General features: G+C 71.6%; 21 protein-coding genes and 1 pseudogene. 8 read left to right on the top strand and 14 right to left on the bottom strand.

The features are described from left to right. Positions 1 to 202 precede the first annotated feature (202 nt). Entirely contained in the window at positions 203 to 355 is a 153-nt protein-coding gene (locus EDF40_RS19075; RefSeq protein WP_159570996.1) for a hypothetical protein, read from the top strand. A 228-nt stretch (positions 356 to 583) separates the two neighbouring features. Here EDF40_RS19075 and EDF40_RS01175 read toward each other — a convergent pair whose 3' ends face one another. Further along, entirely contained in the window at positions 584 to 1,285 is a 702-nt protein-coding gene (locus tag EDF40_RS01175) for a GntR family transcriptional regulator (protein ID WP_260213081.1), read from the bottom strand. A 90-nt stretch (positions 1,286 to 1,375) separates the two neighbouring features. On the opposite strand from EDF40_RS01175, the gene EDF40_RS01170 reads away from it, so the two are divergent. After that, positions 1,376 to 2,578 carry an MFS transporter gene (locus EDF40_RS01170; RefSeq protein WP_123340017.1) on the top strand — a complete coding sequence of 401 codons (1,203 nt, stop codon included), beginning with the start codon at positions 1,376 to 1,378 and terminating at the stop codon, positions 2,576 to 2,578. A 258-nt stretch (positions 2,579 to 2,836) separates the two neighbouring features. Here EDF40_RS01170 and EDF40_RS01165 read toward each other — a convergent pair whose 3' ends face one another. Then, the gene (locus EDF40_RS01165) at positions 2,837 to 4,000 is read right to left on the bottom strand and encodes a hypothetical protein (RefSeq protein WP_123340016.1); all 1,164 of its coding nucleotides are present in this window, start codon (positions 3,998 to 4,000) and stop codon (positions 2,837 to 2,839) included. A gap of 187 nt (positions 4,001 to 4,187) precedes the next feature. Here EDF40_RS01165 and EDF40_RS01160 point away from each other — a divergent pair, with 187 nt between their 5' ends. From EDF40_RS01160 to EDF40_RS01145, 4 genes and pseudogenes are all read left to right on the top strand, one after another. After that, positions 4,188 to 5,546 (top strand): sugar ABC transporter substrate-binding protein, encoded by a 1,359-nt coding sequence (locus EDF40_RS01160; RefSeq protein ID WP_123340015.1) that lies wholly within the window; start codon positions 4,188 to 4,190, stop codon positions 5,544 to 5,546. Then, positions 5,543 to 6,463, top strand: a pseudogene (locus tag EDF40_RS01155) (carbohydrate ABC transporter permease); the annotation flags it as partial. The gene EDF40_RS01160 and the pseudogene EDF40_RS01155, both read left to right, overlap by 4 nt. A gap of 167 nt (positions 6,464 to 6,630) precedes the next feature. Continuing rightward, on the top strand, positions 6,631 to 7,566 hold the full coding sequence (locus EDF40_RS01150) for a carbohydrate ABC transporter permease (RefSeq protein ID WP_123340014.1): 936 nt from the start codon (positions 6,631 to 6,633) through the stop codon (positions 7,564 to 7,566). Beyond that, positions 7,563 to 10,607, top strand: coding sequence for a glycoside hydrolase family 2 TIM barrel-domain containing protein (locus EDF40_RS01145; RefSeq protein ID WP_123340013.1), 3,045 nt, complete (start codon positions 7,563 to 7,565; stop codon positions 10,605 to 10,607). The genes EDF40_RS01150 and EDF40_RS01145 overlap by 4 nt, the downstream gene beginning before the upstream one ends. Before the next feature lie 115 nt (positions 10,608 to 10,722). On the opposite strand, the gene EDF40_RS01140 is transcribed toward EDF40_RS01145, so the two are convergent. Then, the gene (locus tag EDF40_RS01140; protein ID WP_123340012.1) at positions 10,723 to 11,148 is read right to left on the bottom strand and encodes a DUF3151 domain-containing protein; all 426 of its coding nucleotides are present in this window, start codon (positions 11,146 to 11,148) and stop codon (positions 10,723 to 10,725) included. A gap of 272 nt (positions 11,149 to 11,420) precedes the next feature. Here EDF40_RS01140 and EDF40_RS01135 point away from each other — a divergent pair, with 272 nt between their 5' ends. After that, positions 11,421 to 12,992 (top strand): ABC-F family ATP-binding cassette domain-containing protein, encoded by a 1,572-nt coding sequence (locus tag EDF40_RS01135; protein ID WP_123340011.1) that lies wholly within the window; start codon positions 11,421 to 11,423, stop codon positions 12,990 to 12,992. A gap of 7 nt (positions 12,993 to 12,999) precedes the next feature. Here the strand turns inward: EDF40_RS01135 and EDF40_RS01130 are convergent, their stop codons facing one another. The 11 genes from EDF40_RS01130 to EDF40_RS01085 form a co-directional block, all read right to left on the bottom strand. Next, complete coding sequence (locus tag EDF40_RS01130) at positions 13,000 to 13,695, bottom strand: SDR family oxidoreductase (protein WP_123340010.1); 696 nt, start codon at positions 13,693 to 13,695, stop codon at positions 13,000 to 13,002. Positions 13,696 to 13,705: 10 nt separating this feature from the next. After that, positions 13,706 to 14,197: a DedA family protein gene (locus tag EDF40_RS01125; RefSeq protein ID WP_123340009.1), complete on the bottom strand. Its 492-nt coding sequence runs from the start codon at positions 14,195 to 14,197 to the stop codon at positions 13,706 to 13,708. 43 nt (positions 14,198 to 14,240) lie between these two features. Continuing rightward, positions 14,241 to 15,272, bottom strand: a complete 1,032-nt coding sequence (locus EDF40_RS01120; RefSeq protein ID WP_123340008.1) for a YihY/virulence factor BrkB family protein — start codon at positions 15,270 to 15,272, stop codon at positions 14,241 to 14,243. A gap of 4 nt (positions 15,273 to 15,276) precedes the next feature. Beyond that, positions 15,277 to 15,792, bottom strand: coding sequence for a hypothetical protein (locus tag EDF40_RS01115; RefSeq protein WP_123340007.1), 516 nt, complete (start codon positions 15,790 to 15,792; stop codon positions 15,277 to 15,279). 156 nt (positions 15,793 to 15,948) lie between these two features. Beyond that, positions 15,949 to 16,992 (bottom strand): Gfo/Idh/MocA family protein, encoded by a 1,044-nt coding sequence (locus EDF40_RS01110; protein ID WP_123340006.1) that lies wholly within the window; start codon positions 16,990 to 16,992, stop codon positions 15,949 to 15,951. Positions 16,993 to 17,286: 294 nt separating this feature from the next. After that, positions 17,287 to 18,213, bottom strand: coding sequence for a prenyltransferase (locus EDF40_RS01105; RefSeq protein ID WP_123340005.1), 927 nt, complete (start codon positions 18,211 to 18,213; stop codon positions 17,287 to 17,289). Beyond that, positions 18,210 to 18,626 (bottom strand): lycopene cyclase domain-containing protein, encoded by a 417-nt coding sequence (locus tag EDF40_RS01100; protein WP_185002623.1) that lies wholly within the window; start codon positions 18,624 to 18,626, stop codon positions 18,210 to 18,212. Before EDF40_RS01100 ends, EDF40_RS01105 begins: the two co-directional genes overlap by 4 nt. Then, positions 18,623 to 18,955 (bottom strand): lycopene cyclase domain-containing protein, encoded by a 333-nt coding sequence (locus EDF40_RS01095; protein ID WP_111085416.1) that lies wholly within the window; start codon positions 18,953 to 18,955, stop codon positions 18,623 to 18,625. The genes EDF40_RS01100 and EDF40_RS01095 overlap by 4 nt, the downstream gene beginning before the upstream one ends. Further along, positions 18,955 to 20,595 carry a phytoene desaturase family protein gene (gene crtI / locus EDF40_RS19070; RefSeq protein ID WP_260213067.1) on the bottom strand — a complete coding sequence of 547 codons (1,641 nt, stop codon included), beginning with the start codon at positions 20,593 to 20,595 and terminating at the stop codon, positions 18,955 to 18,957. The genes EDF40_RS01095 and crtI overlap by 1 nt, the downstream gene beginning before the upstream one ends. Further along, on the bottom strand, positions 20,592 to 21,530 hold the full coding sequence (locus EDF40_RS19065; protein ID WP_260213065.1) for a phytoene/squalene synthase family protein: 939 nt from the start codon (positions 21,528 to 21,530) through the stop codon (positions 20,592 to 20,594). Before EDF40_RS19065 ends, crtI begins: the two co-directional genes overlap by 4 nt. Continuing rightward, the gene (locus tag EDF40_RS01085; RefSeq protein WP_123340003.1) at positions 21,527 to 22,585 is read right to left on the bottom strand and encodes a polyprenyl synthetase family protein; all 1,059 of its coding nucleotides are present in this window, start codon (positions 22,583 to 22,585) and stop codon (positions 21,527 to 21,529) included. The genes EDF40_RS19065 and EDF40_RS01085 overlap by 4 nt, the downstream gene beginning before the upstream one ends. Positions 22,586 to 22,606: 21 nt before the next feature. Here EDF40_RS01085 and idi point away from each other — a divergent pair, with 21 nt between their 5' ends. Continuing rightward, positions 22,607 to 23,149 carry an isopentenyl-diphosphate Delta-isomerase gene (idi, locus tag EDF40_RS01080; RefSeq protein WP_123340246.1) on the top strand — a complete coding sequence of 181 codons (543 nt, stop codon included), beginning with the start codon at positions 22,607 to 22,609 and terminating at the stop codon, positions 23,147 to 23,149. The last annotated feature ends 22 nt before the right edge of the window (positions 23,150 to 23,171 follow it).

Here is a 23,171-nt window from a genome sequence, read left to right as displayed (position 1 = left end):
TGGTGCGCACCGGGGCGGCGCGGCCGCACCATCCTAGGCACGGTCCGTGACGGCACTTCTCCACATGTGACGAAAGCCCTTGCGGCGGCCGGAGCGACCGCGCGACACTGTCACGACCTCAGTACGTCCCGTGAGGAAGCGCACCGGCGGGCAGGATGCCCGCGCACACCACGATGCCCACACGCAGGGGAAGGACACCGACATGTCACAGGCGACACGATCCGGAAGCAAGCTGGCGAACCGCGCGAGCCACGACGAGGCCGAGGTGCGCGACGCGCTGCTCGAGCGCACCGACGGCGGCGGTTCGACGTTCGACCAGCTCGACGCGACGGAGGAGCGCGCGGACCGCCCGTAGCGGGTCACGTCCGTCGTCGACCGGGCGACCGCCAGGAGGCGCGGACCGGCAGCAGCTGTCGGGTCGCGTCTCCGGGGCGGTCGCGTCCGGGGCGCTGCTCGCGCCACGGCGGACCGGGTCACGCGCGGTGCGTCCCGCCAGGCCCCGCGGTTCGTGCTCCGTCAGGTCACGCGGTTCGTGCTCCGTCAGGTCACGCGGTTCATGCTCCGTCAGGTCACGCGGTTCGCGTCATCGCTCGGTCGCCCCGACGATCGTCATGCCCGCGCCGCGCAGTCGGCGGCGCTCCTGTGCGATCCAACCGAGCAACCGGTCGTTCGTGCCGGCGACGTGCGCTGCGACGAGCCCGGCCGCACGGTCGGCGTCACCGTCGCGCACGGCGTCGATGATGGCGCTGTGCTCGTCCCACGCGGCGTCGCGGGCCTCGGGCGTGCGCACCTCGATCCACCGGGTGCGCTCGAGACGGGTCAGGGCATCGGCGATCGCGTCGGTGATGAACCGGTTGCCGCCGAGCGCCGCCAGGTCGAGGTGGAACGTCGAGCCCATCCGGATGCCGGCCTGCTGGTCGGGTGTCGGGCGCAGTGCGTCGAGGTGCCCGCGGACCTCGGCGAGCTGTTCGGCGCTCGCCCGCTCGACCGCGAGTCGGGTGGCGGCGGGTTCGAGCACGCCGCGGAGCTCGGCGAGCGAGGCGATCTCGTCGAGGTCGATCGGGGTGACCGTCCACGAGCGACCCTCGTGCAGGATGAGGCCCTCGCGCTCGAGCCGCGACAATGCGGCACGGACGGGGGTGCGTGAGGCGTGGAACCGCGCTTCGAGTCCGCGCTCCGAGATGCGCTCACCCGGCGCGATGTCGAGCGTCAGGATCGCGGCACGCAGGTTGTCGTAGAGCTGGGCCGTCTGCGACACCGGGGTTGCATCGATCGTGTCGGTCACGGCCAACAACTCTAGCGGGGACACCGTCGGAATGGTATACCGTTGTGGTATACCAATTGCTTCCGATTTGAAACGATGCGAGCCACCACGATGAGCGTGACCGCCGCACCCCCGACGCCCACCACGATCGGCCGCCGAGCGTGGACGATGCTCGCGCTCGGGGTCGCCGCGCAGGCCGCCGGAACCCTCGTGGTGACGGCTCCCGCTCTGCTCATCCCGTACCTGCACGCGAACGGTACGTCGCTGACCATGGCGGGCGTCCTCGCCGCCGCGCCGACGTTCGGCATGGTCCTGACGCTCATCGCCTGGGGCGCGATCACCGACCGGATCGGCGAACGGATCGTGATCGCCGGCGGACTGGTGTTGACGACGCTCACGGTGGTCGGGGCCTGGCTCGCCGCGGGAGACCCGGTGCTGCTCGGGCTGGCGTTCCTGCTGGGCGGCATGACGAGCGCGTCGACGAACGCCGCGAGCGGCCGGGTCGTCGTCGGGTGGTTCCCGAAGGAACGGCGCGGGCTCGCCATGGGCATCCGGCAGATGTCGCAGCCGCTCGGGGTCACGCTCGCGGCGGTCACGGTCCCGCAGCTCGCCGAGGGGTCCGGGATCCGCGCGGCCCTCGTCCTGCCGATCGTCCTCTGCGCCGTGCTCGCGGTGCTCTGCGCCGTCGGCATCCAGAACCCACCGCGGCCGGCCCGGCACACGGCACCAGCCGACGCGACGGCGAACCCGTACCGGGCGAGCGGGTTCCTCTGGCGGATCCACGCGGTGTCGATCCTGCTCGTGGTGCCGCAGTTCACCCTGTCGACCTACGGGCTGGTGTGGCTCGTCGGACTGGGCTGGTCGACGGCCGCGGCAGGGCTGCTCGTCGGGGCGTCGCAGTTCGTCGGGGCGATCGGGCGGATCCTGGTCGGGGTCTGGAGCGACCGGGCCGGCTCACGCGTCGGGCCGCTGCGGATCGTCGTCGTGAGCGCCGCCGTCGTGATGGGGCTGCTCGCGCTCGTCGACGTCACGCACCTGGCCGCCGGCGCCGTGTTCCTGGTCATCGCGACGAGCGTCACCGTGGCGGACAACGGGCTGGCCTACACGTCGGTCGCCGAGGCGGCCGGGCCGTTCTGGTCCGGTCGCGCCCTCGGGACGCAGAACACCGGGCAGTTCATCGCGGCGAGCGCCGTCGGCCCGGGCATCGGCGCGTTGGTGACGGCGCTCGGGTTCGCGGCGTCGTTCGGGATCGTGGCCGTGCTGCCGCTGCTGGCTCTGCCGCTGGTCCCGCGAGCGGACCGGTCGCACGACTGACCCGCGCGGCGTGGGGGCGCCGAGTCCCGTGACTGACCGCGCGGTGTGGGGCTGCCGAGGTTCCACGACTTGCCGCACGCGGTTCGTCGAGGTTCCAGCGAACCTTGACTGACCCGCGCGGTGTGGGGCTGCCGAGGTTCCACGACTTGCCGCACGCGGTTCGCCGAGGTTCCAGAGCACCGCGGCGCGAGCCCCGAGATGCCGAGATTTCGGAACCTCGGGGCTCACGCAGGACGCTCGCGCAGGACGGCGCGCTCGCTAGGCGGGGACGACCGGACCCACGGGCCAGCGGAGCAGCGCGGCGGCGGGAGCGCCACCGGGCAGCGACGCGGCGTTGACGAGCACGAGCTCGGCGTCGGTCAGCACCGCGGCCCGCACCATCGCGCACACCGCCGGCACCGCCCCGATGACCGGCGTCCCCGCGGCCTGCTCCGGTGCGGTAGCGACCCACGGCGCCCCGGCGAGTGCGAGCAGCGTCCGGTCGCCGATGGCCACGGCGTCGAGCGCGACGGTCGCGCCCTGGGCCTGCTGCAGCGCCTCGACGACGGGTCCGAGGCCGGTGACGACCTGGTTGTCGCCACGGCCGACGTGCGTGCGGAGCGAGTCCTCGAGGTCGTGACGGCGGGTGGCGACGACGCGGGCGAGTGCGGTCTCGACGTGCTCGACGAAGGCCTGCTTGGAACCGGCGTCGGCACGTGGGTCGCCCGGGAACACCGACACGAGCGCGCGGGTCTCCGACGACAGCGCCTTCACCAGCAGCTCGCGCGCGGTGACGTCACCGGCGACGACGACGAGTCCGGGGCGGATCGTCCGCACGGCCTCGTCGACGGCGGCAGCGGTCTCCGACGAGTTCTGCTTCCAGATCTCCTCGGTGTGCTGCTGCCAGTGCGGCTGCTTCCACCCGGTGCCGGCCTTGGCGTAGTGCAGGGTGTCGTTCCGTCCAGCCACCTGCTGCTCGGACGCGTCGGCCGCGACCGGGGCGTGCCCGAGGCGGTAGGCGCGGAAAGCCCCGCCCTCCTTGCCGGCGTGGACCACCAGGAACGGCAGGTCGACGGGACGGTGGGCGACGAGCGGCACCAGGTCCGGTACGGCTCCGACGCCGACGGACTCCGATCCGTGCAGCGGCCCGGGCAGGACCTCGCTCAGCACGACCTCGCCGTCGTGCACGAGCACGTACCGGGTGACGGGCGAGGGGACGCCGGGCTCCTGCTCGAACTCGGTGGCGACGGCGTCGACGACCTCGTCGGACGCACCCTGTGCCCGGAGCCCCTCCTCGACACCGCGGAGCTTCAGCGCCGCCTGTCGTCGGGGATCCTCGACGTTGCCGGAGACATCGGCGTAGGCCCAGGCCCAGGTGCCGCCGCCCTCCAGTCGCTCTCCCAGGATCCGGTGCAGTTCGCTCGTCGCGTTGGTCGACGTCATGGCAGCTCCTCTCGGACGGTTGCCGGAGCCGATGAGCTCCGGCGCTCTCACGTGCGACCACACTCCACCTCGCCGCCACCGGGCGTCCACAGTCGGGAGCGAACACCCAGGCGCGAATCTGCAACGACGCTCGGTTTTGTGGTTGGCTGACCTGGACCCCGAATCGACGACGAACCGGAGTGCGGCAATGACGCCTCGACCACGACCCATCTCCAGACGACAACTCCTGGGCTTCGGCATCGGCACGGCGGCGGCAGGGCTGCTCGCTGGCTGCGCGGTCCCAGGGTCCACCAACGTGAACAAGGCCGCCCTCGTGCCGGCCGCCGCGTCGGGCGAAACCGTCCAGCTCACCTACTGGGCCTGGTTGAAGGACCTGCAGAAGGTCTGCGACGTCTGGAACAAGACGCACCCGAACATCCAGGTGTCGGCGAACTGGATCCCCGGTGGCAACAGCGGCGGGTACCAGAAGATGTACTCCGCGCTGGCGGCCGGCGGTGGTCCGGACATCGGCCAGGTCGAGCTCCGGCAGATCCCCGAGTTCATGCTCGCCAACGGTCTCGTCGACCTCGCCCGCTACGGCGCGAAGGACTTCGAGTCCAAGTACGACGAGGCGGCGTGGGCGCAGGTGTCCTTCGTCGACGGCATCTACGGCATCCCGCAGGACACCGGCCCCATGGGGTTCTACTACCAGACCGCCCTGCTCGAGCAGGCCGGTGGCGAACCCCCGACGACGTGGGACGAGTGGCGCGACCTGGCCGAGAAGGTCCGGAAGACCGGCAAGCAGAACTACCTCGAGGTGTTCCCGGTCTCGGACGCGTCACCGTTCGCCGCGTACGCGCAGCAGGCCGGTGCCCGCTGGTTCAAGGTCGACGGTGACGAGTGGGTCGTCGACATGACCGACGACAAGACCCTGATGGTCGCGGACTTCTTCGACGGGGTCATCGACGACAAGCTCGTCGACACCAGCGCCGGTGCGTACTCCCCCGGCTGGTACGCGTCGGCCGCGAGCGGCAAGATCGCCGCCGTCACGAGTGCGAGCTGGGGCGACGCCCTGATCGAGTCCGTGCAGGGCGGCGAGGGCAAGTGGAAGGTCGCCCCGATGCAGAAGTGGGGTGCCGACGGCTTCGGCTCGAGCGCCATCGGCGGGTCGACGGCGGCGGTCCTGGCGAACGCGAAGCACCCGAGGGAGGCGCTCGAGTTCATCACGTGGATGACCACCTCGAAGGAGGGCATCGACGCGATGATCAAGTACTGCGGCATCGGCTGGTCGCCCGCGGTCGACTACATCGGCAAGCAGCGTGAGCAGCCGTCGAAGTGGTTCTCCGGCCAGAACTACAACGAGGACGTCTTCGTGCCGGCCTCGAAGGAGCAGAACATCGACTGGTCGTGGTCCCCGGTGACCCAGTCGGCGTTCACGAGCCTGCAGAACCAGTTCCGCCGGAAGCTCACATCCGGCCTCAAGCTCTCCGACGCGGTGGAACTCGCGCAGCGGGAGATCGTCCAGTCCTTCAAGGACAAGGGCCTCAGCGTCAGGACGGCACGATGAGCCAGCAGACCAGCACGCGACCCGCCTTCCGCACGAGCACGAAGGCCACGAGTGCGCAGAAGCGCGCCCCGTGGATCCTGCTCGCGCCGTTCCTGGCCCTGTTCCTGCTGACGTTCATCATCCCGATCATCAGCGCCCTGTTCCAGTCGTTCACGACCGTCGACCGCGAGGGCCTGTTCGGCGAGGACGGCGTCGTCGGCAAGTTCGCCGGCTTCGACAACTACGCGATCGCCCTGCAGGACTCCGGCTTCGTCGCCTCGATCGGCCGCATGCTGCTCTTCGGCATCGTGCAGGTCCCGGTGATGATCATCGCCTGCACGATCCTCGCGCTGCTGCTCGAGTCGGCGAGCGCCCGCTGGCCGGGCTTCTTCCGCGCGATCTACTTCATGCCGTACGGCGTCCCCGGCGTCATCGCGACGATCCTGTGGTCGTTCCTGTACGTGCCCGGCCTGTCGCCGATCGTGTCCCTGCTGCAGTCGATGGGGCTGCAGCCGGACTTCCTCGGCGCCAACAGCGTGCTGTGGTCGATCGCGAACATCGTCACGTGGACCTACACGGGCTACAACATGCTCATCATCGTGGCGCAGCTCAAGTCGATCCCCGGCGAGGTCTACGAGGCCGCCAAGATGGACGGCGCCGGCCCGTTCCAGGTCGCGTGGCGGATCCAGATCCCGCTGATCGCGCCGGCCCTGGTGCTCACCACGGTGTTCTCGATCATCGGCACGCTGCAGCTCTTCGCGGAGCCGCAGATCCTGTCCACGGTCGCCCCGGCGATCGACACCGAGTACACGCCGAACTACGCCGCGTACACCAACGCGTTCGCGTTCAACGAGTACGGCGTCGCGAGTGCGCAGGCGGTCATCATCGCGCTGGCCGCGTTCATCCTGTCGTTCGCGTTCCTCGCGTTGACGAACCGCGCGCCGAAGGACGAACGCGACCGGCGCAAGCGGGCCAAGCGTGACGGCCTGGAGGCCCGCACCGCGCTCCAGACGCGCGCTGCGGCGGGCAGCACGGGTACTTCCCAAGCCGCACCGGGCCTCCAGGCCAGGTCCGGTCTGCAGAACGGAACGAAGGGGGCGGACGCATGACCAGCGAAGCCATCGAAGCGCCGGCCACGGCGAAGACCGCCGTCCCCGTGGACACCACGTCGATCTCGGCGCACCAGCGCCGCAAGCTCGACCGGTCCCCGCGCTCGCAGATCGTCGTGACGGGCATCCTCGTCGTCGTCGCGCTGTACTTCCTCGTCCCGCTGTACTGGGTCGTCATCGCCGCGACGAAGACGACCGGCGCGCTGTTCTCGACGAACGGGTTCTGGTTCGGCGGCGAGTTCGCACTGTGGAGCAACCTGCAGCAGGTGTTCACGTACGACGGCGGCATCTTCGTCCGGTGGATCGCGAACAGCATCCTGTACTCCGGCGTCGGTGCGGTCCTGGCGACCTACTTCGCCGCGGCCGGCGGGTACGCCCTGGCGAAGTACGACTTCAAGGGTCGGCAGTTCGTGTTCGGCACGATCCTCGGCGGCGTGCTCGTGCCCGGGACCGCGACGGCGCTGCCGCTGTTCCTGCTGTTCTCGACGCTCGGCCTGACCGACACGTACTGGAGCGTGCTCATCCCGAGCCTCGTCTCCCCGTTCGGCCTGTTCCTGTGCCGGGTGTACGCAGCGGCGTCGGTGGACACCACGCTGCTCGAACAGGCACGCATCGACGGTGCCAGCGAGCTCCGGATCTTCCACACCGTGGTGCTCCGCCAGATGACCCCGGCCCTGGTGACCGTGTTCCTGTTCCAGGTCGTCGGCATCTGGAACAACTTCTTCCTACCGCTCATCATGCTGGCAGACCAGAAGCTGTACCCGATCACACTGGGGTTGAACAACTGGCGCTCGCAGGTCGACCGCCTGCCGGAGTTCTACCAGCTCACCACCGGCGGGGTGCTCGTCTCGGTCATCCCGCTCGTCATCGCCATCATCGTCCTGCAGCGCTTCTGGCGCGGGGGCCTCACGGAAGGATCGGTCAAGGGTTGACCAACTCCGCACTCGACGACCTCCACTCGACCTCGCCGGGTTCGGCATCACGGCTCCCCCCGCGGGCCGCGCTCCACACCGACGCACCGTCGCTCTCGCTGAACGGCGACTGGCGCTTCCGGTGGTCGCCGGTCGCATCGGTGTCCGACGCGTTCGCCACCGACGCCGCCGTGGAGGACGACCCCGCGTGGGGCGAGCTGCCGGTGCCGTCGCACTGGGTCCTGCACGGGCACGGGTCGCCGAGCTACACGAACCTGCAGTACCCGTTCCCGATCGACCCGCCGCACCCGCCGGACGAGAACCCCACCGGTGACCACCGGCGGACGTTCGAGCTGCCGGCGTCGTTCGCGGCGGCCGGTCGGGTGCTGCTGCGGTTCGACGGCGTCGAGTCGCACTTCCGGGTGTGGTTGAACGGCACGCTCGTGGGCTGGTCGACCGGGTCCCGCCTGGCGACCGAGTTCGACGTCACGCAGCTGCTCCGTCCGGGGTCGAACGACCTGGCCGTGCGGGTGCACCAGTGGTCGGCGGCGTCGTACCTCGAGGACCAGGACCAGTGGTGGCTGCCCGGGATCTTCCGCGACGTCACGCTGCTCGCCCGTCCCACGGCGCCGATCGACGACGTGTTCGTCAGGGCGTCGTGGGCGCCCACGTTGGGCAGTGCCGCGACGGCCGGGACGGCTGCGTCCGGACGCCCGGCGACCGGCAGCGGGACCATCACGTTCCCGACGCTGGACGCTGGCTTCCCGGTGCGGTTCGCGGTGCCCGACCTCGGCGTCGACGTGACGTGGACGACGGCCGACGAGGTCACTCCGGTCGAGGTCGAGGGCGTCGAGCCGTGGAGCGCGGAGCTGCCGAAGCTGTACGACGCCACGCTGTCCACGGGCACGGCGGCCGGCGGGGCCGAGGGCGGCGAGACCGTGTCGCTCCGGCTCGGCTTCCGCACCGTGTCGATCGAGGGCGACCGGTTCCTGGTGAACGGCGAGCGCGTGGTGTTCCACGGCGTGAACCGGCACGAGACCCACCCCGTGCGCGGCCGCGTCTTCGACGAGGAGCACGCCCGCGCGGACATGGCGCTCATGAAGCGCAACAACGTCAACGCGATCCGCACCTCGCACTACCCGCCGCACCCCCGCGTGCTGGACCTGGCCGACGAGCTCGGCTTCTGGGTGATCCTCGAGACCGACCTCGAGACCCACGGGTTCATCTTCACCGGCTGGGTCGGCAACCCCTCCGACGACCCGGCCTGGGCGGACGCCTACCTCGACCGCGTCGCACGGACCGTCGAGCGGGACAAGAACCACCCGTCCATCGTGATGTGGTCGCTCGGCAACGAGTCCGGCACCGGCCGGAACCTGGCGGCGATGTCGCAGTGGGTGCACGACCGCGACGCCGAGCGGCCCGTGCACTACGAGGGCGACTACACGGGCGAGTACACCGACGTGTACTCACGGATGTACCCGTCGCTGCAGGAGACCGAGTCCATCGGCGGCGGCACCCCGACACCCCTGCTCGGCTGCGGCCCGGCCGAGGCCGCACGGCAACGCTCGAAGCCGTTCATCCACTGCGAGTACGTCCACGCGATGGGCAACGGCCCCGGCCAGATCGCCGAGTACGAGGCCCTGGTCGACCGGTACCCGCGCCTGCACGGCGGGTTCGTGTGGGAGTGGCGCGACCACGGGCTCCTGGCGCAGACGGCGTCCGGCCAGGACTACTACGCCTACGGCGGCGACTTCCACGAGGTCGTGCACGACGGCAACTTCGTGATGGACGGCTTGGTCCTGCCCGACGACTCCCCGACCCCGGGGCTCGCCGAGTTCGCGGCCGTCGTCGCCCCGATCCGCCTGGCGGTGTCGGACACCACGATCCTGGTCGAGAACCGGTACCACTCGGCCTCGACCGCCGGGCTCCGGTTCTGCTGGACCCTGTCGCGGAACGGCGTCGTCGAGGCCTCCGGCCGGTTCGCCGCCGGCGTGGTGGCGGCCCGCGAGTCGGCGACCGTCCCGGTGCCGTCCGAGGTGCTCGACGCGGCAACCGCCGAACTCGCACCCGGCGACGAACTCTGGCTCGACCTGACCGCCGAACTGGCGGGCCCGACCGCGTGGGCGGACACCGGCCACGTCGTCGCACGCACCCAGCGGCTCGTCGCGAGCCGTGTGGCGGACGCACCACGGGCCTCCCGGCAGGGGTGGGACGGCGACCGTCTCGGCGACGGGACGTTTTCGGACCGCGGCGACCTGGTGTCCTGGAAGGGACACGAGGTCGCAGGACCACGCCTGGAACTCTGGCGCGCCCCGACCGACAACGACCGCCTGGCGTCGCAGGGCGGCTACGAGACGGCGGACCCGGTGCTGACGCACGGCGTCGGTGACCCGGACGCTCCCCCGTCGGCCTCGCGCTGGCGGGACCGTGGACTGGACCGGCTGACCCACCGCCTGGTGTCGGTGGAACGGACCGAATCCGGGCTGGAACAGCGGGTGCGGGTGGCGGCGGCGAACAGCGGGTGGGGCCTCGAGGTCACGCACCGCTGGACCCTGACGTCCGACGGGCTCGTGCTGCAGACCGACGCGGTGCCGTTCGGGGCGTGGGACGTCACCTGGCCGCGGATCGGGGTGCGGTTCGACCTGCCGGCCGGGTTGGCCGACGAGACGGCCACGTGGTTCGGCACCGGGCCGCTCGAGTCGTACGCCGACTCGTCGCACGCTGCCCGGGTCGGTCGGTTCACCGCTCCGGTGCGGTCGCTCGGGGTCGAGTACTCGCGGCCGCAGGAGACCGGGCACCGGCCTGCTCTGCGCTCGTTGTCCGTCGGGCCGTTCACGGTGTCGACCGTGGGGTCGCACCGTGCGGGCTTCACCCTCTCGCCGTGGACCGCGCAGCAGATCGACCGCGCCGAGCACCCGTACGAACTGCCGACGTCGGACCACCTGTACCTGTACCTCGACGCGGCACAGCACGGGCTCGGCAGCCGGGCGTGCGGCCTCGACGTGCTGCCCGAGCACCAGCTCTGGCCGCAGGCGTTCTCGTGGAGCGTGGTGCTGGCGTAGGGGTCCGGTCGGGTCCGGCTCGTCCGCGCCCCGCTGCCGTCGTCGCGCCCCGGCTCTTCGGGGCGCGACGACGGTCACGGGGCGCGATCTGTCGACTGCGCCGCGACCGCGCTGCCTACGCGTCGGCGGACAGCGCGCGCAGGGCCGCGGGGTCGCTCGCGTTCAGGAAGTCGGTCAGGCGCTCGGCCTCGCCGGGCTCCTCGATCGCCTCGGCCGCACGGCGCAGCGCGAACAGGGCACGGAGCACGCCCCGGTTCGGCTCGTGCGCCCACGGCACCGGACCGGCACCGCGCCAGCCGGCCTTGCGCAGGGCGTCGAGCCCGCGGTGGTACCCGACGCGGGCGTAGGCGTAGGACTCCAGGCTCGCGCCGCGCTCCCAGGCCTCGTCGGCGAGCAGGGCCCACGCCAGGCTCGACGACGGGTGCGACACCACCACGCTGGCGACGGGGGCGTCGGCAGCGAGTGCCGCGGTCACCTCGGGTTCGGCGGGGAGCAGGGTCTCGGGGTTCGTCGACGGGTTCGGCAACAGGTTCTCCGGCATGCCCCCAGCCTGTCATCCCTTGCGCGTCCCCGTGGCCGGGATTACCGTGGGAGGCACCTCGTCGTCATCACGAGGCCCCCGGGGCGGGAGACCGACCGGCGGCACGGATGGCGGACACGGGGGTCCCCGACGGAAGAAGACGGATTGCTGTCGATCACCGGTTCTGCTCAGCCCACGCGCTGACACCGTGATCGCGCGCCCCGTCGGGCGCTCCACCGCACAGCGGTGGGTTCGGTGTCGTGCGCCCAGCATCGACACCGGGAGGCATCCCCATGCCCAGCAGTCCATCCGTCGTCCTGCACGACGTCACCTTCGCCTGGCCCGACGGCTCCGTCGCGCTCGACCACCTCAGCGCCGCCTTCGGGCGTGGCCGGACCGGCCTGGTCGGGAGGAACGGGGCCGGCAAGTCCACGCTGGTCCGGCTCGCGACCGGCCGGCTCCACCCCACGTCGGGCACCATCTCGACGTCCGGCCCCGTCGACCACCTGCCGCAACGCCTGGCAACGGGGACCGACGACGCCGTCGCCGACCTGCTCGGCATCCGGTCGACGCTCACCGCGCTCCGGGCCGTCCTGTCCGGTGACGCGTCGCCCGAGCACTTCGAGGCGGTCGGCGACGACTGGGACCTCGAGGAACGCGCTGCCGCGGCGATCGCGAGCGTCGGACTCGACGGCGCCGACCTGGAACGCCCGGTGTCGACGCTGTCCGGCGGGCAGTCCGTGCTCGTCGCCGTCGCCGGGGTGCGGTTGCGCGGCCGTCCGATCGCGTTCCTCGACGAGCCGACGAACAACCTCGACCGTCGGGCACGAGGGCTCCTGCTCGACCTGGTCGACGACTGGCGCGGCACCCTCGTGGTGGTCAGCCACGACCGGGAGCTCCTCGAGCACGTCGACGAGACGTGCGAGCTCCGCGCCGGCGCGATGACCGTGTTCGGCGGGACCTTCAGCGCGTTCGAGGAGCACGTGGCCGTGCAGCAGGCGGCCGTCGAACGCGAGGTCCGGGTTGCCGAACAGCGACACCGCACCGAGAAGCGGCAGCGCATCGAGGCCGAGACGAAGATCGCCCGGCGCGCTCGCGCTGGGGTGAAGGCCGTCGAGAACATGCCGAAGGGCTACGCGAACGAGCTGCGGAAGAAGGGCGAGCAGACCGCCGGCCGGCTTCGCGTCGGGTACGCGGACGACGAGGCCGCCGCACTCGCCACCAAGCGCGAAGCCGAACTCCGGCTGCGCGACGACGAGTCCATCCACGTGACCCTGCCCGACCCGGACGTCCCGGCGTCACGGCAGATCGCGACCGTCACGGTGCGCGGGCGGGACGTCATCGTGCAGGGGCCGGAGCGCATCGCGGTCACCGGGGACAACGGCGTCGGGAAGTCCACCCTGCTCGAACAGCTCGTCGGTTGGCCGGAGGCCCGGGAGCACCCCCTGCCCGACACCGGTGCCGTCGCCCACGTCGAGCGGATCGCCTACCTGCCGCAGCGGAAGGACACCCTCGACGACTCCGCCACGGTGCTCGACAACGTGCGACGGGACGCCCCGCACGTCGCCGTCGCCGAGGTCCGGAACCGCCTCGCGAAGTTCCTGGTGCGCGGCGACACCGTCGACCGGCTCGCCGGGGCGCTGTCCGGCGGGGAGCGCTTCCGGGTGGCGTTGGCGAGCCTGGTGCTGGCCGACCCGCCGCCGCAGTTGCTGGTGCTCGACGAGCCGACGAACGACCTCGACCTGACGAGTGTCGACCAGCTCGTCGACGCGTTGCGGGCCTACCGCGGCGCGCTCGTCGTGGTCAGTCACGACGAGACGTTCCTCGACCGGCTCGAGCTCGACGCGCGCATCGAGCTGTCGTAGCCCGCTGTCAGCGCCGTCGGGTCGGTCGGATCGCGAGCGACTCGACGGTGCCGCGCTCCGGCAGGTCGACGACCGTCCGGACGGCCGCGGCCACGTCCTCCGGCGCCAGGTAGTACGCGGTGTCGTAGTCCTCGCCGAGCTTCTCGGTCAGCGCCCGTTGCATGTCCGAGTCCGTCCGGCCCGGGTGCACGCTCGAGACCCGGACGCCGTTCGCCCGCTCTTCTTCGCGCAGGGCATCGGCGAAGGCCCGCAGCGCGAACTTCGACGCCGCGTACACGCCACCGCCGGGGCCGGAGTGGAACCCCGAGCCGCTGTTGATCGGCACGACGATGCCCCGCGCCGTCCGGAGTGCGGGCAGCGCCAGCCGGGTGAGCTCGGCGACCGCGAACAGGTTCGTGGCGAAGACCTGCTCCCACACGGCACGCGGGGTGTCGGCGATGGTCGTGCCCTGTTCGACACCGGCGGAGTGCACGAGCACGTCGAGCCGGTCGGGCAGCGCCGGCAGGTCCCCCGCGCCGAGGTCACCGACGAACGGCGCGGCGCTCGGCAGTTCGGCGACGAGGGCGTGCACCGCCTGAGCGTTCCGTCCGCCGACGAACACGTGGTGGATGCGACCGAGGTCGGTCGCGATCGCGCGGCCGATGCCGCGGGTGGCACCGGTCACCAGGGCGACCGGACGGTTCTGGAGCTGTTCTGTCGTCACGTGGGCCAGCCTACGGAAGCCGGGCCGGGCCTCCCGTCCGGTTCCGGGATCTGTGGAGAACCGTCACCGCGACGACCACCGCGACCACCAGGACGGCCACCGCTGCGATGCCCCACGGCGAGCCGGCCAGCGCGGCGACGACCGCCCAGAACACCGCGAGCCCGACGGTGGCGTAGAGGAAGGCCCACGCGACGCAGCCCGGCACCATCGCGATCGTGTACCGCCACCACGCCACGCGGGCGAGCCCGGCGGCCGCGTTCATCACCGTCTGCAGCCCGACCACCACGAAGCTTACCGTCACCACCGGCAGGCCCCAGCGTTCGAGGAGCACTGAGCCGCGGCGGACCGCCGGCGAGTGCAGCCAGCGGCCCCAGCGGGAGCGCGAGGCACCCGTCACCGCGAGACGCGCGACCCAGTACGTGGCCTGCGCGCGGCAGAACACGATCACGAAGAGCGCGAGGACGAGCTGCCAGAACGGCAGCCCGTCGAGGAAGGCGGGCACGGTCGCACCGTAGCGCCTCCGTCCGGAGGAACGCCTCCGGGGGTCAGTCGCCGTCGGCGCCCTGCCGGATCCTGATCCCCTCGAGGACGTCCTGCGCCCGCTTCTCGTCCTGCTTCTCGATCTGGCGGGTGTCGCGCTCGGGGAGCTGGATGTCCTCCTCCGCCCGGATGCCCGCCTGCAGCTGCCGGCCGCGCTCGAGCTCGGCGTCGAACTCGGCACCGAAGAGCAGCGCGTTGTTCGTGATCCAGAGCCACAGCAGGAACACGATGACGCCACCGAGGGAACCGTACGTGGCGTTGTAGTTCGAGAAGTTGGCGACGTAGAACCCGAAGCCGACGCTCGCGATGATCAGGATGAGGATCGCCAGGATCGACCCACCGCTCACCCACCGGAACTTGGGCTGCTTGACGTTCGGAGCCCAGTAGTAGAGCACCGCGACGACGATGATCGCGACGACGAGCAGGATCGGCCACTGCACGATCAGCAGGACCGTCGCGGCGGCGTCGCCGAGTCCGATCACGTCGCCGAAGCTCCGCGCGAGCGGGCCCGAGACGAGCACGAGCAGGCCGACGACGAGCATGACGACGGTGAACACCGTCACGCCGAGCATGGTCGGGCGGAGCTTCCAGATCGGTCGGCCCTCGCGGACGTTGTAGATCCGGTTCATCGCCCGGCCGAAGGCGCCGACGTACCCGGAAGCCGACCAGATCGCGCCGACGATGCCGACCACGAAGGTGATGCCGGCGGCGGGCGACCGGACGAGACCCTCGATCGGGTCCTTCAGCAGGTCGACGACGCTCTGCGACCCGACGTTGCCGATGATCGTCAGCAGGGAGTCGATGGTCTTCTGCGGGTCGGACACGAGGCCCAGGATCGAGACGATCGCCAGCAGTCCGGGGAAGAGCGCGAGCACCGTGTAGTAGGTCAGGCTCGCCGCGAGGTCGGTGCACTGGTCGCCGGTGAACTCGCGGAGCGTCTTCTTGAGCGTGTAGACGAGCGTGGGCTTGGTGAGGTCGGTGGGGCTGTCCGGCTTCCGGGAGTCGTCCGGGTCCGGCTTCTGCTGCTCCTGCGCCATCGGACTACCCCCGCGCCTTCAGGGCCTGCTTCGACCGCTTGACGGCGGCCTTGCGGTTCTTGTTCGCTCGTCGCTGCACCGCGGCGATGCCGGTCTGCTGCTTCACGCGGGCCTTGTGGGCCGGGTCGCGGTCCAGCGCCTGCTCGGCGGCCTTGGCCCGGGCCTTCCGACCCTTGCGGCCGGACTGCGCCTGCTCCTTGGCCGAGGGGCCGTCGCCGCGCGCGCCGAACGGCAGCAGCGCGGTGAACGCCGAACTCACCGGTGGCGTCGCCAGGTGTCCGGCGGGGCGGTTGCGCAGCGCGATGCCGAGGACGATCGCCGCGACGCCGGTCAGCCCGGTGATGCCCATCGCGACGAGCGGGGTCGGGTCACGGTGCCAGCGCTGGCGGGTCTTCGCGGCGGCGAGGCGTGCCCGCGCCGGGAGGTTCGCACGGCGCTTGAGCTCGGTGACGGTGTCGGTCATGCGCTCACGCGTGCGGACGTTCGCGAGTTCGAGCTCGGGGAGACTGTCCTTGGCCATTCCCCAGTTTCTACACGGCTGGGCCGGGGGCGCGCCCAGATGGCCGCGGCGCGGCCGCCCGGTCGGTGTCGCCCCCGGGCAGTGGGCGCGACCCCAGGGCGGACGGGAGGCCCGTGGCGGGCCCGCCACGGGCCTCCCGTCCGTCGGGCACGGCGTTCAGGACGGGACGACGACGTCCTCGGGCTGGCCGCTGGCAGCCGAACGTCCAGCTGCCTCCATGAGTGCGAGGCTGCGCAGGTTGTCGCGGCCGCTCGTCGCCGGTGCCGGGCCACCCTCGACCGAACGGGCGAAGGCCTGCAGCCCGCCCTGGCGGTCGGTGTGCTCGAGCACGGGCAGCTCGACGGGCTCGGCCTCGTCGTCCTGGGTGCGGCGGAGGGTGACCACGTCGCCGTCGACCGCGTTCGGCGCGCCGTCGCGGCTGGTGAACCAGAGTTCGCCGTCCTCGCCCTGGATGCTCCACTCGCCGGCCCACGCCGTGCGGGGGCCGCGGCTCAGCCAGCTGCCGCGGTAGCTGACGATCAGCCCACCGTCGAGCTCGATGAGCATCGAGGCGATGGCTTCGTCCTGGTACTTGCTGTACGACGGGAAGGTCGCCTTGGCGAAGACCCGGACGGCCTCTTGTCCGGTGACCATCCGGAGCAGGTCGAAGTGGTGGATGGCCATGTCGTTGATCATGGCGTGCGGGAACTTGTAGTGCGGGTGTTCCTCGAACGCCAGGTCGTTGTCCCACTGCCGGAAGTCGACGTTGATCGCGGAGAGCTCGCCCACGGTGTTCGCAGCGAGCAGGTCCTGCACGGCGCGCGGTGCCGGGTACCAGCGGTAGTTCTGGCTGACCTGCAGCACGAGGCCGAGCTCCTCGGCACGGCGCACGGCGGTGACGGCCTCGTCCGTGGTGTTGGCGAACGGCTTCTCGACCAGGACGTGCTTGCCGGCGTCCAGGGCCTCGAGCGCGAGCGGCACGTGGGTGACGGCGGGGGCGGTGATGACGACGGCGTCGGCCTCGACCCCGGCGAGCGCCTCGGTGAGGGACGCGAACGCGGCGGACTCGGGCAGCCCGAGGTCCTGCTGCACGGCGGTCAGCGTTGCCGGCACCGGGTCGACGATCCCGACCACCTCCACTTCGGAGACCTCTGGGATGGCGGTGCGGGCCCAGTTGCCGCCCCACCCTCCGAGACCGACGTGGATGATCCGGACCGTCATGCGTGCACTCCTTCGTGGCTGCCGCGTCACGACTCCCGTGACGCGTCCGTCCAGTCTGTCAGTGCTGCGCGCGCCGGGCGCCGTCGGTGCTGCGCGCGGCGGGCGCTGTCGGTGCTGCGCGCGGCGGGCGCCGTCGGTCCTGCGCGCGGCGGGCGTCGAGGTTCCACGACATGCCGTGTGCGCGGCGCCGAGGTTCCACGGAGCGCGTCGGGCGACGTCGAGATGCCGAGATTTCGGAACCTCGACGGGACGCCGACGGGACCGACGGAGCGGGACGGGACGGGACCCGGGCGCTCAGTGCGTGAAGGCGTAGGCGATGAGCGCCATCGTCACGATGAACCCCGCCAGGTAGTTGATCCAGAGGAACCGCTTCCACCCGGCGTTCGCGGCTTCGGCGCCCTGGTCCGTGATGTTCCACCACGGCAGCACGTTGAGCGAGTACGGGATCACGACGACGGCGGCGATCGGCCCCGGGAACGCCGAGAACAGCAGTGCGACGCCGGCGACCAGGTACGCGACGAACGCGAGTCGCACGGTCGCCCGGGCACCGATGACGGTCGCGACGGACCCGATGCCGCCGGCCCGGTCGGCGAGGACGTCCTGCACGGCGCCGAAGGCGTGCGAGGCGACCCCCCACAGGAAGAAGGCGATGCAGACGGCGACGAGCTGGCCGGTCCAGTGCGGTCCGGCGAGCGCCAGGCCGTAGATCGCGGGCGAGACGAAGTGGGTCGACGAGGTCAGGGAGTCGAGGAACGGCTTCTCCTTGAACCGCAGCCCCGGCGCCGAGTACGCGATGACGGCGAACACGCTGATCGCCAGGACGAGCCACGACCACGGCCCGTTCCCGCTCACCGCCCCGAGCACGACGAGCGCGACCAGGAACGGCACGTTGGTGATGACGACGGCCCAGAGCGTGGTGCGGTGGACGCTCTTGTCGAGCAGGGCACCCTCGACGCCGCCCTTGCGCGGGTTGCGCAGGTCGGACTCGTAGTCGAAGACGTCGTTGATGCCGTACATCGCCAGGTTGTAGGGCACCAGGAAGTACACGACGCCGACCAGGAACGCGACGAGCGAGAACCCGCCGCCGCCCTCGACGCCGACCCCGCTGCCGAGCAGGTACGCGGCACCGAACGGGTAGGCGGTGTTCACCCAGCTGATCGGGCGCGACGAGATGAACAGTGCTCGCAGGGTCGACGGCCTGGAGGCGGTGCTGGCGTTCACTTCGTGTCCTCCGGTGGTGCGGTGGTCGGGTCGGGCGCGGGGCGCGCGGCGGCCGGGTCGCGCGGGCCCGTCCGGTCGAACAGGACCCACAGGCTCGGCAGCAGCACGATCGCCGCCATCGCGTACGCGAGGTCCTCGACCGGGATCGCCCCGATCTTCGCCCCGCTGATGAGCGAGGGGTCGTAGGCGACGATGCGCAGGGTCACGATGACGTTGTCGAACACGATCGTCATCACGAGCAGCGCGATCCCGGCGACGAGCGACGTGACCAGTGCGACCCGGCGGCCGGGCCCCGGTGCGCGTCCCGCTGCTCGCGCACGGCGCGCGGCCACGATCCCGGCGACGACCGCCACCACCGCCACGACGGCGAAGAACGGCAGGGCCAGGAGGGCGTAGGCGCCGGAGCCGGTCACGGGCGCCGCCGCCCGAGCGACCGCTGCACGACGGGTCGGACGAAGCCGACCAGGTCCATCGTCGAGTAGCAGAGCAGCAGCAGGAAGAAGAGCTCCTCGAGCGGGACCTCGGGGGCGAGCAGCACGCCGGTCAGCAGGTGCTGCGGGCCGATGAAGAAGATGCCGTACGCGACCCCGGCGACGTCCCACACCATGAAGAACGCGACGCCGACGACCATCACCGCAGCCGCACGCCACGGCGCCCGCCAGAAGAACAGCCGGAAGCGGGCGTCGAGCACGGTCATGCCGATCAGCGACACGACCAGGCCGGCGAGGTACAGCCCGGGCATCAGACGGTGCCGGCCTGGTTCCGCGGGGTGCCGAGCGGCGTCGGCAGCGGTTCGGTGCTCGTGTCGCCGTGGATCCGCTTGAGCAGGACCTCGGCGCTGATCAGGCACATCGGCAGACCGATGCCCGGGATCGTGGACGCCCCGGCGTAGTACAGGCCGTCGACCTTGGCCGATGCGTTCTTCTCGCGGAAGAACGCACTCTGCTTGAGCGTGTGCGCGGGGCCGAGCATCGACCCGTTCCACGCGTTGAGGTCGTCGGCGAAGTCGCGCGGTCCGATCGTCCGGCGGACCCGGATGCGGTCCCGCAGGTCGGGGACGCCCGAACGCTCGGCGACGACGTCGATGGCGCGGTCGGCGATCTGCTCGACCTCCCAGTCGCCAGCACCGTCGATCCCGCCCTTGCCGATGGACAGGTCGGCGGGCAGGGGCACCAGGATGAAGAGGTTGCTCGAGCCGCGGGGCGCGACGGACGGGTCGGTCTCCGACGGCGCGCAGACGTAGATCGACGCGGGGTCGGGGACGTGCCGGTCCTTGCCGAAGATCGCGCCGAAGTTCGCCTTCCAGTCCTCGGTGAACACCAGGGTGTGGTGCAGCAGGCCGGGCGTCGGTCCGTCGATGCCGAGGTAGACGAGCACGGCGCTCGGTCCGGGGTCGCGGGTCTTCCAGTGCTCAGCACCGTGGGTGCGGTGCTCGCGGTCGAGCAGCTGCATCTCGGTGTGCTGCAGGTCGGCGGCGCTCACGACCAGGTCGGCCGGAGCGGTGTGCTGCACGCCGTCGCGGTCGCGGTGCACGACCCCGGTGGCGACGCCGTCCTCGACGACGATCCGTTCGACCTTCGCGCCGGCGATGATCTTCGCGCCCTCTGCACGGGCCACGCGTTCGACCGCGGCGATCACCTCGGTGATGCCGCCCTTCGGGTAGAGCACCCCGTCGGCGAGGTCGAGGTGGCTCATCAGGTGGTACATGCTCGGCGCGGCGTACGGGCTCGTGCCCAGGAACACGGCCGGGTAGCCCAGGATCTGCCAGAGTCGCCGGTCCTTGACCGCCGAGGCAGCGCGGGACGACAGCGGCTGCAGCAGGAGCCGGGCGAGCTTCGGCAGGCGACGGAGCACGTCGGGGGCGGCGAGCTTCGTGAGGTCCTGGAACGTCGTGTACAGGAACCGGCGGATCGCCATCGCGTAGGTGTCCTCGGCCGAGGCGAGGTACTTCCGGATCCGCTTGCCGGCTCCGGGCTCGACGGACTCGAACAGCGCGATGTTCGCCTCGGCGTCGGCACGCAGGTCGATCGGCTCGTCGTTGCCCTCGCTGTAGACGCGGTACCCGGGGTCGAGCTTCACGAGGTCGAGTTCGGCGTCGGCCGAGGTGCCGAGCAGCTGGAAGAAGTGGTCGAACACCTCGGGCATGAGGTACCACGACGGCCCGGTGTCGAACCGGAAGCCGTCGCGCTCCCACGAACCGGCACGGCCGCCGAGCTGCGACCGCTGCTCGAGCACGGTCACGGCGAAGCCGTCCCGCGCGAGCAGCGCCGCGGACGCCAGTCCGCTGATGCCGCCGCCGATCACGACGGCGCGTCGGGCGGGCACCTTGCGCCGGGTGGTGGCGGCGACGGCCGTCGGACGGGAGGCGCGGGGCGGGGTCATGACGTGCCTCCTGGCCGACGGGTGGCCACCTTCGACCGCACGGGGGCGCGTCCGGCGAGCACCTGTGCGGCCAGGCGCGCCTTCACCGGGTTCGGGACGCGCACGCGCGTCGTCACCAGGCGCGTCGCCGGCGTGCGGGCGATGCGGTCGTTGAGTTCCTGGAACAGGGCGTGCGCGAGCCCGACGGCGTTCCGGGCGTCGGGCGGCAGCAGCCGGATCGTCCGGGCCGCGTGGTCGAGGTCGGCCTGCACGTCGGCGACCAGGCGCTCCTTCGTGGCCTCGTCGAACGAGCGGATGTCGACCCCCGGGAAGTACGAGCGACCGAGCACCTCGAAGTCGGCGTGCAGGTCGCGCAGGAAGTTCACCTTCTGGAACGCGGCACCGAGCGCACGGGCTCCCGCGATGAGCTCCGCCTGGTCGAAGGTCGGGCGGCCGGCGCGGTACACGAACGCACGCAGGCACATCAGCCCCACGACCTCGGCCGAGCCGTACACGTACGCAGCGAACGAGGCGTCGTCGTGCTCGGTGCGCTCCAGGTCCATCCGCATCGACGCGAAGAACGGCTTCGTGAGCTCCGCGCCGAAGCCCGTGACCCGTGCACTCCGGGCGAACGCGTGCACGACGGGGTTCACCGAGAAGCCGAGGGCGATCGCGCGCTCGGTGTCGGCCTCGAGCTCGTCGAGGACCGTCCGTGCCAGGTCCGGGTCGAGCCCTGCCTCGGTCGCGGGACCGTCGACGACCTCGTCGGCGACGCGCACCAGCGCGTAGACGTTGCGGATGTGCTCGCGGGTGTCCTTGGCGAGCAACCGGCTCGCCAGGCCGAAGGACGTCGAGTACCGGTCGATGACGACGCTCGACGCCGCCTCGGCCGTGGCGTCGTACAGGGGGAGCCGACCGGACGGCGCACTGCCGGTCCGGGTGGTGTCGGTCGTCACCGGGCGCGCTCCACGAGTTCGGTCACGAGGCCCTCCAGGCGGTCGGCGAGGTCGTACGGCAGTCCGGAGAGCTCGGCACGGGCGAGTGCGACGTGGTCGGCGATCCGGGACTCGGCTGCGGCACGGGCGCCGCAGGTGACCAGGGTCGCACGGAGTTCGGCCGCGCGGTCCTCGGTCAGGTCCGGGTCACCCAGGTAGGGCGCGATGTCCGGCCAGCAGTCGGTCGTGGCCGCGTACGCGATGAGCATGGTCCGCTTGCCCTCGCGCAGGTCCCCCAGCACGCTCTTGCCGGTGGTGGTCTCGTCGCCGAACACCCCGAGCAGGTCGTCGACGATCTGGTAGGCGATGCCGATCTCGCGGCCGAAGGCGCCGAGCGCGGTGACGACGGTCTCGGGCGCGCCGGCGAGCACGGCACCGGACTGCAGCGGCGCCTCGAACGAGTACACGCTCGTCTTCGCCCGTTCCATCGCCAGGACCTCGTCCACCGTCGGCATCACGCCGAGGGCCAGGTCGACGTCGGTCATCTCACCGGCGGCGCTGGCGAACACGGCTTCGTCGAGCAGTTCGAGCAGACGCCCGCGACGCTCGCCCGTCACACCAGAGGACTCGATGAACCGCGGTGCGCCGGAGAGCGCGAGGTCGCCCGCGATCACGGCGGCGCTCATCCCGCGGTGCTCGGCGGTCGGCAGCGGCAGCCCACCGGTGGTGCCGGCGTCGCGGTAGGAGCCCGCGACGTTCGGCTGGCCGCGGCGCGCCCAGTCACGGTCGATGACGTCGTCGTGCACCACCAGCGCGGTGTGCAGGAGTTCGTAGGCCGCGGCGACGTGCGCGGCGGCGTGCACGTCGTCCCCGCCGAGGCCGAGGTACGCGGTCAGCACCATGCGCGGCCGGAAGCGCTTGCCGCCCAGGCTCGCCTTGCGGAGCACCCGCCAGAGTTCCTCGGACGGACGGCCGTAGCGCGCGGCACGAGCCGAGGACACGACGAAGAAGCGCTCGAGACAGTCGTCGACGAGCGCGAGGTCGATGTGCGCCACGGTGGCCGCTTCCTCGCTCATTGGCCTAACCTATCGGTGCAGATGAGCGCTTTCCCGGAAACCGTGGTCCTGCTGGCCGACGACCGTACCCCGATCGGCACAGCGGACAAGTTCACGGTGCACACAGACCACACGCCCCTCCACCTGGCCTTCTCGTGCCACGTCCGCAACACCGACGGGGACGTCCTGGTGACCCGTCGCGCCCTGTCGAAGAAGACGTGGCCCGGTGTCTGGACGAACACGTTCTGCGGGCACCCCGGCCCCGACGAGTCGTTCGAGGACGCCATCGCCCGCCGGGCATCACGCGAGCTCGGCATCACCGTGCGCGACGTCGAGCTCGTGCTGCCGGACTTCCGGTACCGCGCGGTCGACGCCTCGGGGATCGTCGAGAACGAGGTCTGCCCGGTGTTCCGCGCCGTCACCGACGACCTGCCCGCCCCCGCGGACGACGAGGTCGCCGAGTACGCCTGGGTCTCCGAGGACTCGCTGCGGGCCGCCGTCGCCGGTGCGCCGTTCGGCTGGAGCCCCTGGCTGGGCTGGCAGCTGACCGAGCTCGAGGCCGCGGGCCGGCACATCACCCGCTGATCCGGCGCGCCCGCCTGGGCCG

It is taken from the genome of Curtobacterium sp. PhB170 (genome assembly GCF_003752345.1).
GTDB lineage: Bacteria > Actinomycetota > Actinomycetes > Actinomycetales > Microbacteriaceae > Curtobacterium.
The sequence above is the reverse complement of the archived record's forward strand: the minus strand, read 5'-3'. Positions and strand labels throughout refer to the sequence as shown.

Excerpts from the sequence above, each read along its gene's own strand:
- EDF40_RS19075 (WP_159570996.1), top strand. The coding sequence starts at position 203 with ATGTCACAGGCGACACGATCCGGAAGCAAGCTGGCGAACCGCGCGAGC.
- EDF40_RS01170 (WP_123340017.1), top strand. The coding sequence starts at position 1,376 with ATGAGCGTGACCGCCGCACCCCCGACGCCCACCACGATCGGCCGCCGA.
- EDF40_RS01165 (WP_123340016.1), bottom strand. The coding sequence starts at position 4,000 with ATGACGTCGACCAACGCGACGAGCGAACTGCACCGGATCCTGGGAGAG.
- EDF40_RS01160 (WP_123340015.1), top strand. The coding sequence starts at position 4,188 with ATGACGCCTCGACCACGACCCATCTCCAGACGACAACTCCTGGGCTTC.
- EDF40_RS01150 (WP_123340014.1), top strand. The coding sequence starts at position 6,631 with ATGACCAGCGAAGCCATCGAAGCGCCGGCCACGGCGAAGACCGCCGTC.
- EDF40_RS01140 (WP_123340012.1), bottom strand. The coding sequence starts at position 11,148 with ATGCCGGAGAACCTGTTGCCGAACCCGTCGACGAACCCCGAGACCCTG.
- EDF40_RS01135 (WP_123340011.1), top strand. The coding sequence starts at position 11,421 with ATGCCCAGCAGTCCATCCGTCGTCCTGCACGACGTCACCTTCGCCTGG.
- EDF40_RS01120 (WP_123340008.1), bottom strand. The coding sequence starts at position 15,272 with ATGGCGCAGGAGCAGCAGAAGCCGGACCCGGACGACTCCCGGAAGCCG.
- EDF40_RS01115 (WP_123340007.1), bottom strand. The coding sequence starts at position 15,792 with ATGGCCAAGGACAGTCTCCCCGAGCTCGAACTCGCGAACGTCCGCACG.
- EDF40_RS01110 (WP_123340006.1), bottom strand. The coding sequence starts at position 16,992 with ATGACGGTCCGGATCATCCACGTCGGTCTCGGAGGGTGGGGCGGCAAC.
- EDF40_RS01095 (WP_111085416.1), bottom strand. The coding sequence starts at position 18,955 with ATGCCCGGGCTGTACCTCGCCGGCCTGGTCGTGTCGCTGATCGGCATG.
- crtI (WP_260213067.1), bottom strand. The coding sequence starts at position 20,595 with ATGACCCCGCCCCGCGCCTCCCGTCCGACGGCCGTCGCCGCCACCACC.
- EDF40_RS01085 (WP_123340003.1), bottom strand. The coding sequence starts at position 22,585 with ATGAGCGAGGAAGCGGCCACCGTGGCGCACATCGACCTCGCGCTCGTC.
- idi (WP_123340246.1), top strand. The coding sequence starts at position 22,607 with ATGAGCGCTTTCCCGGAAACCGTGGTCCTGCTGGCCGACGACCGTACC.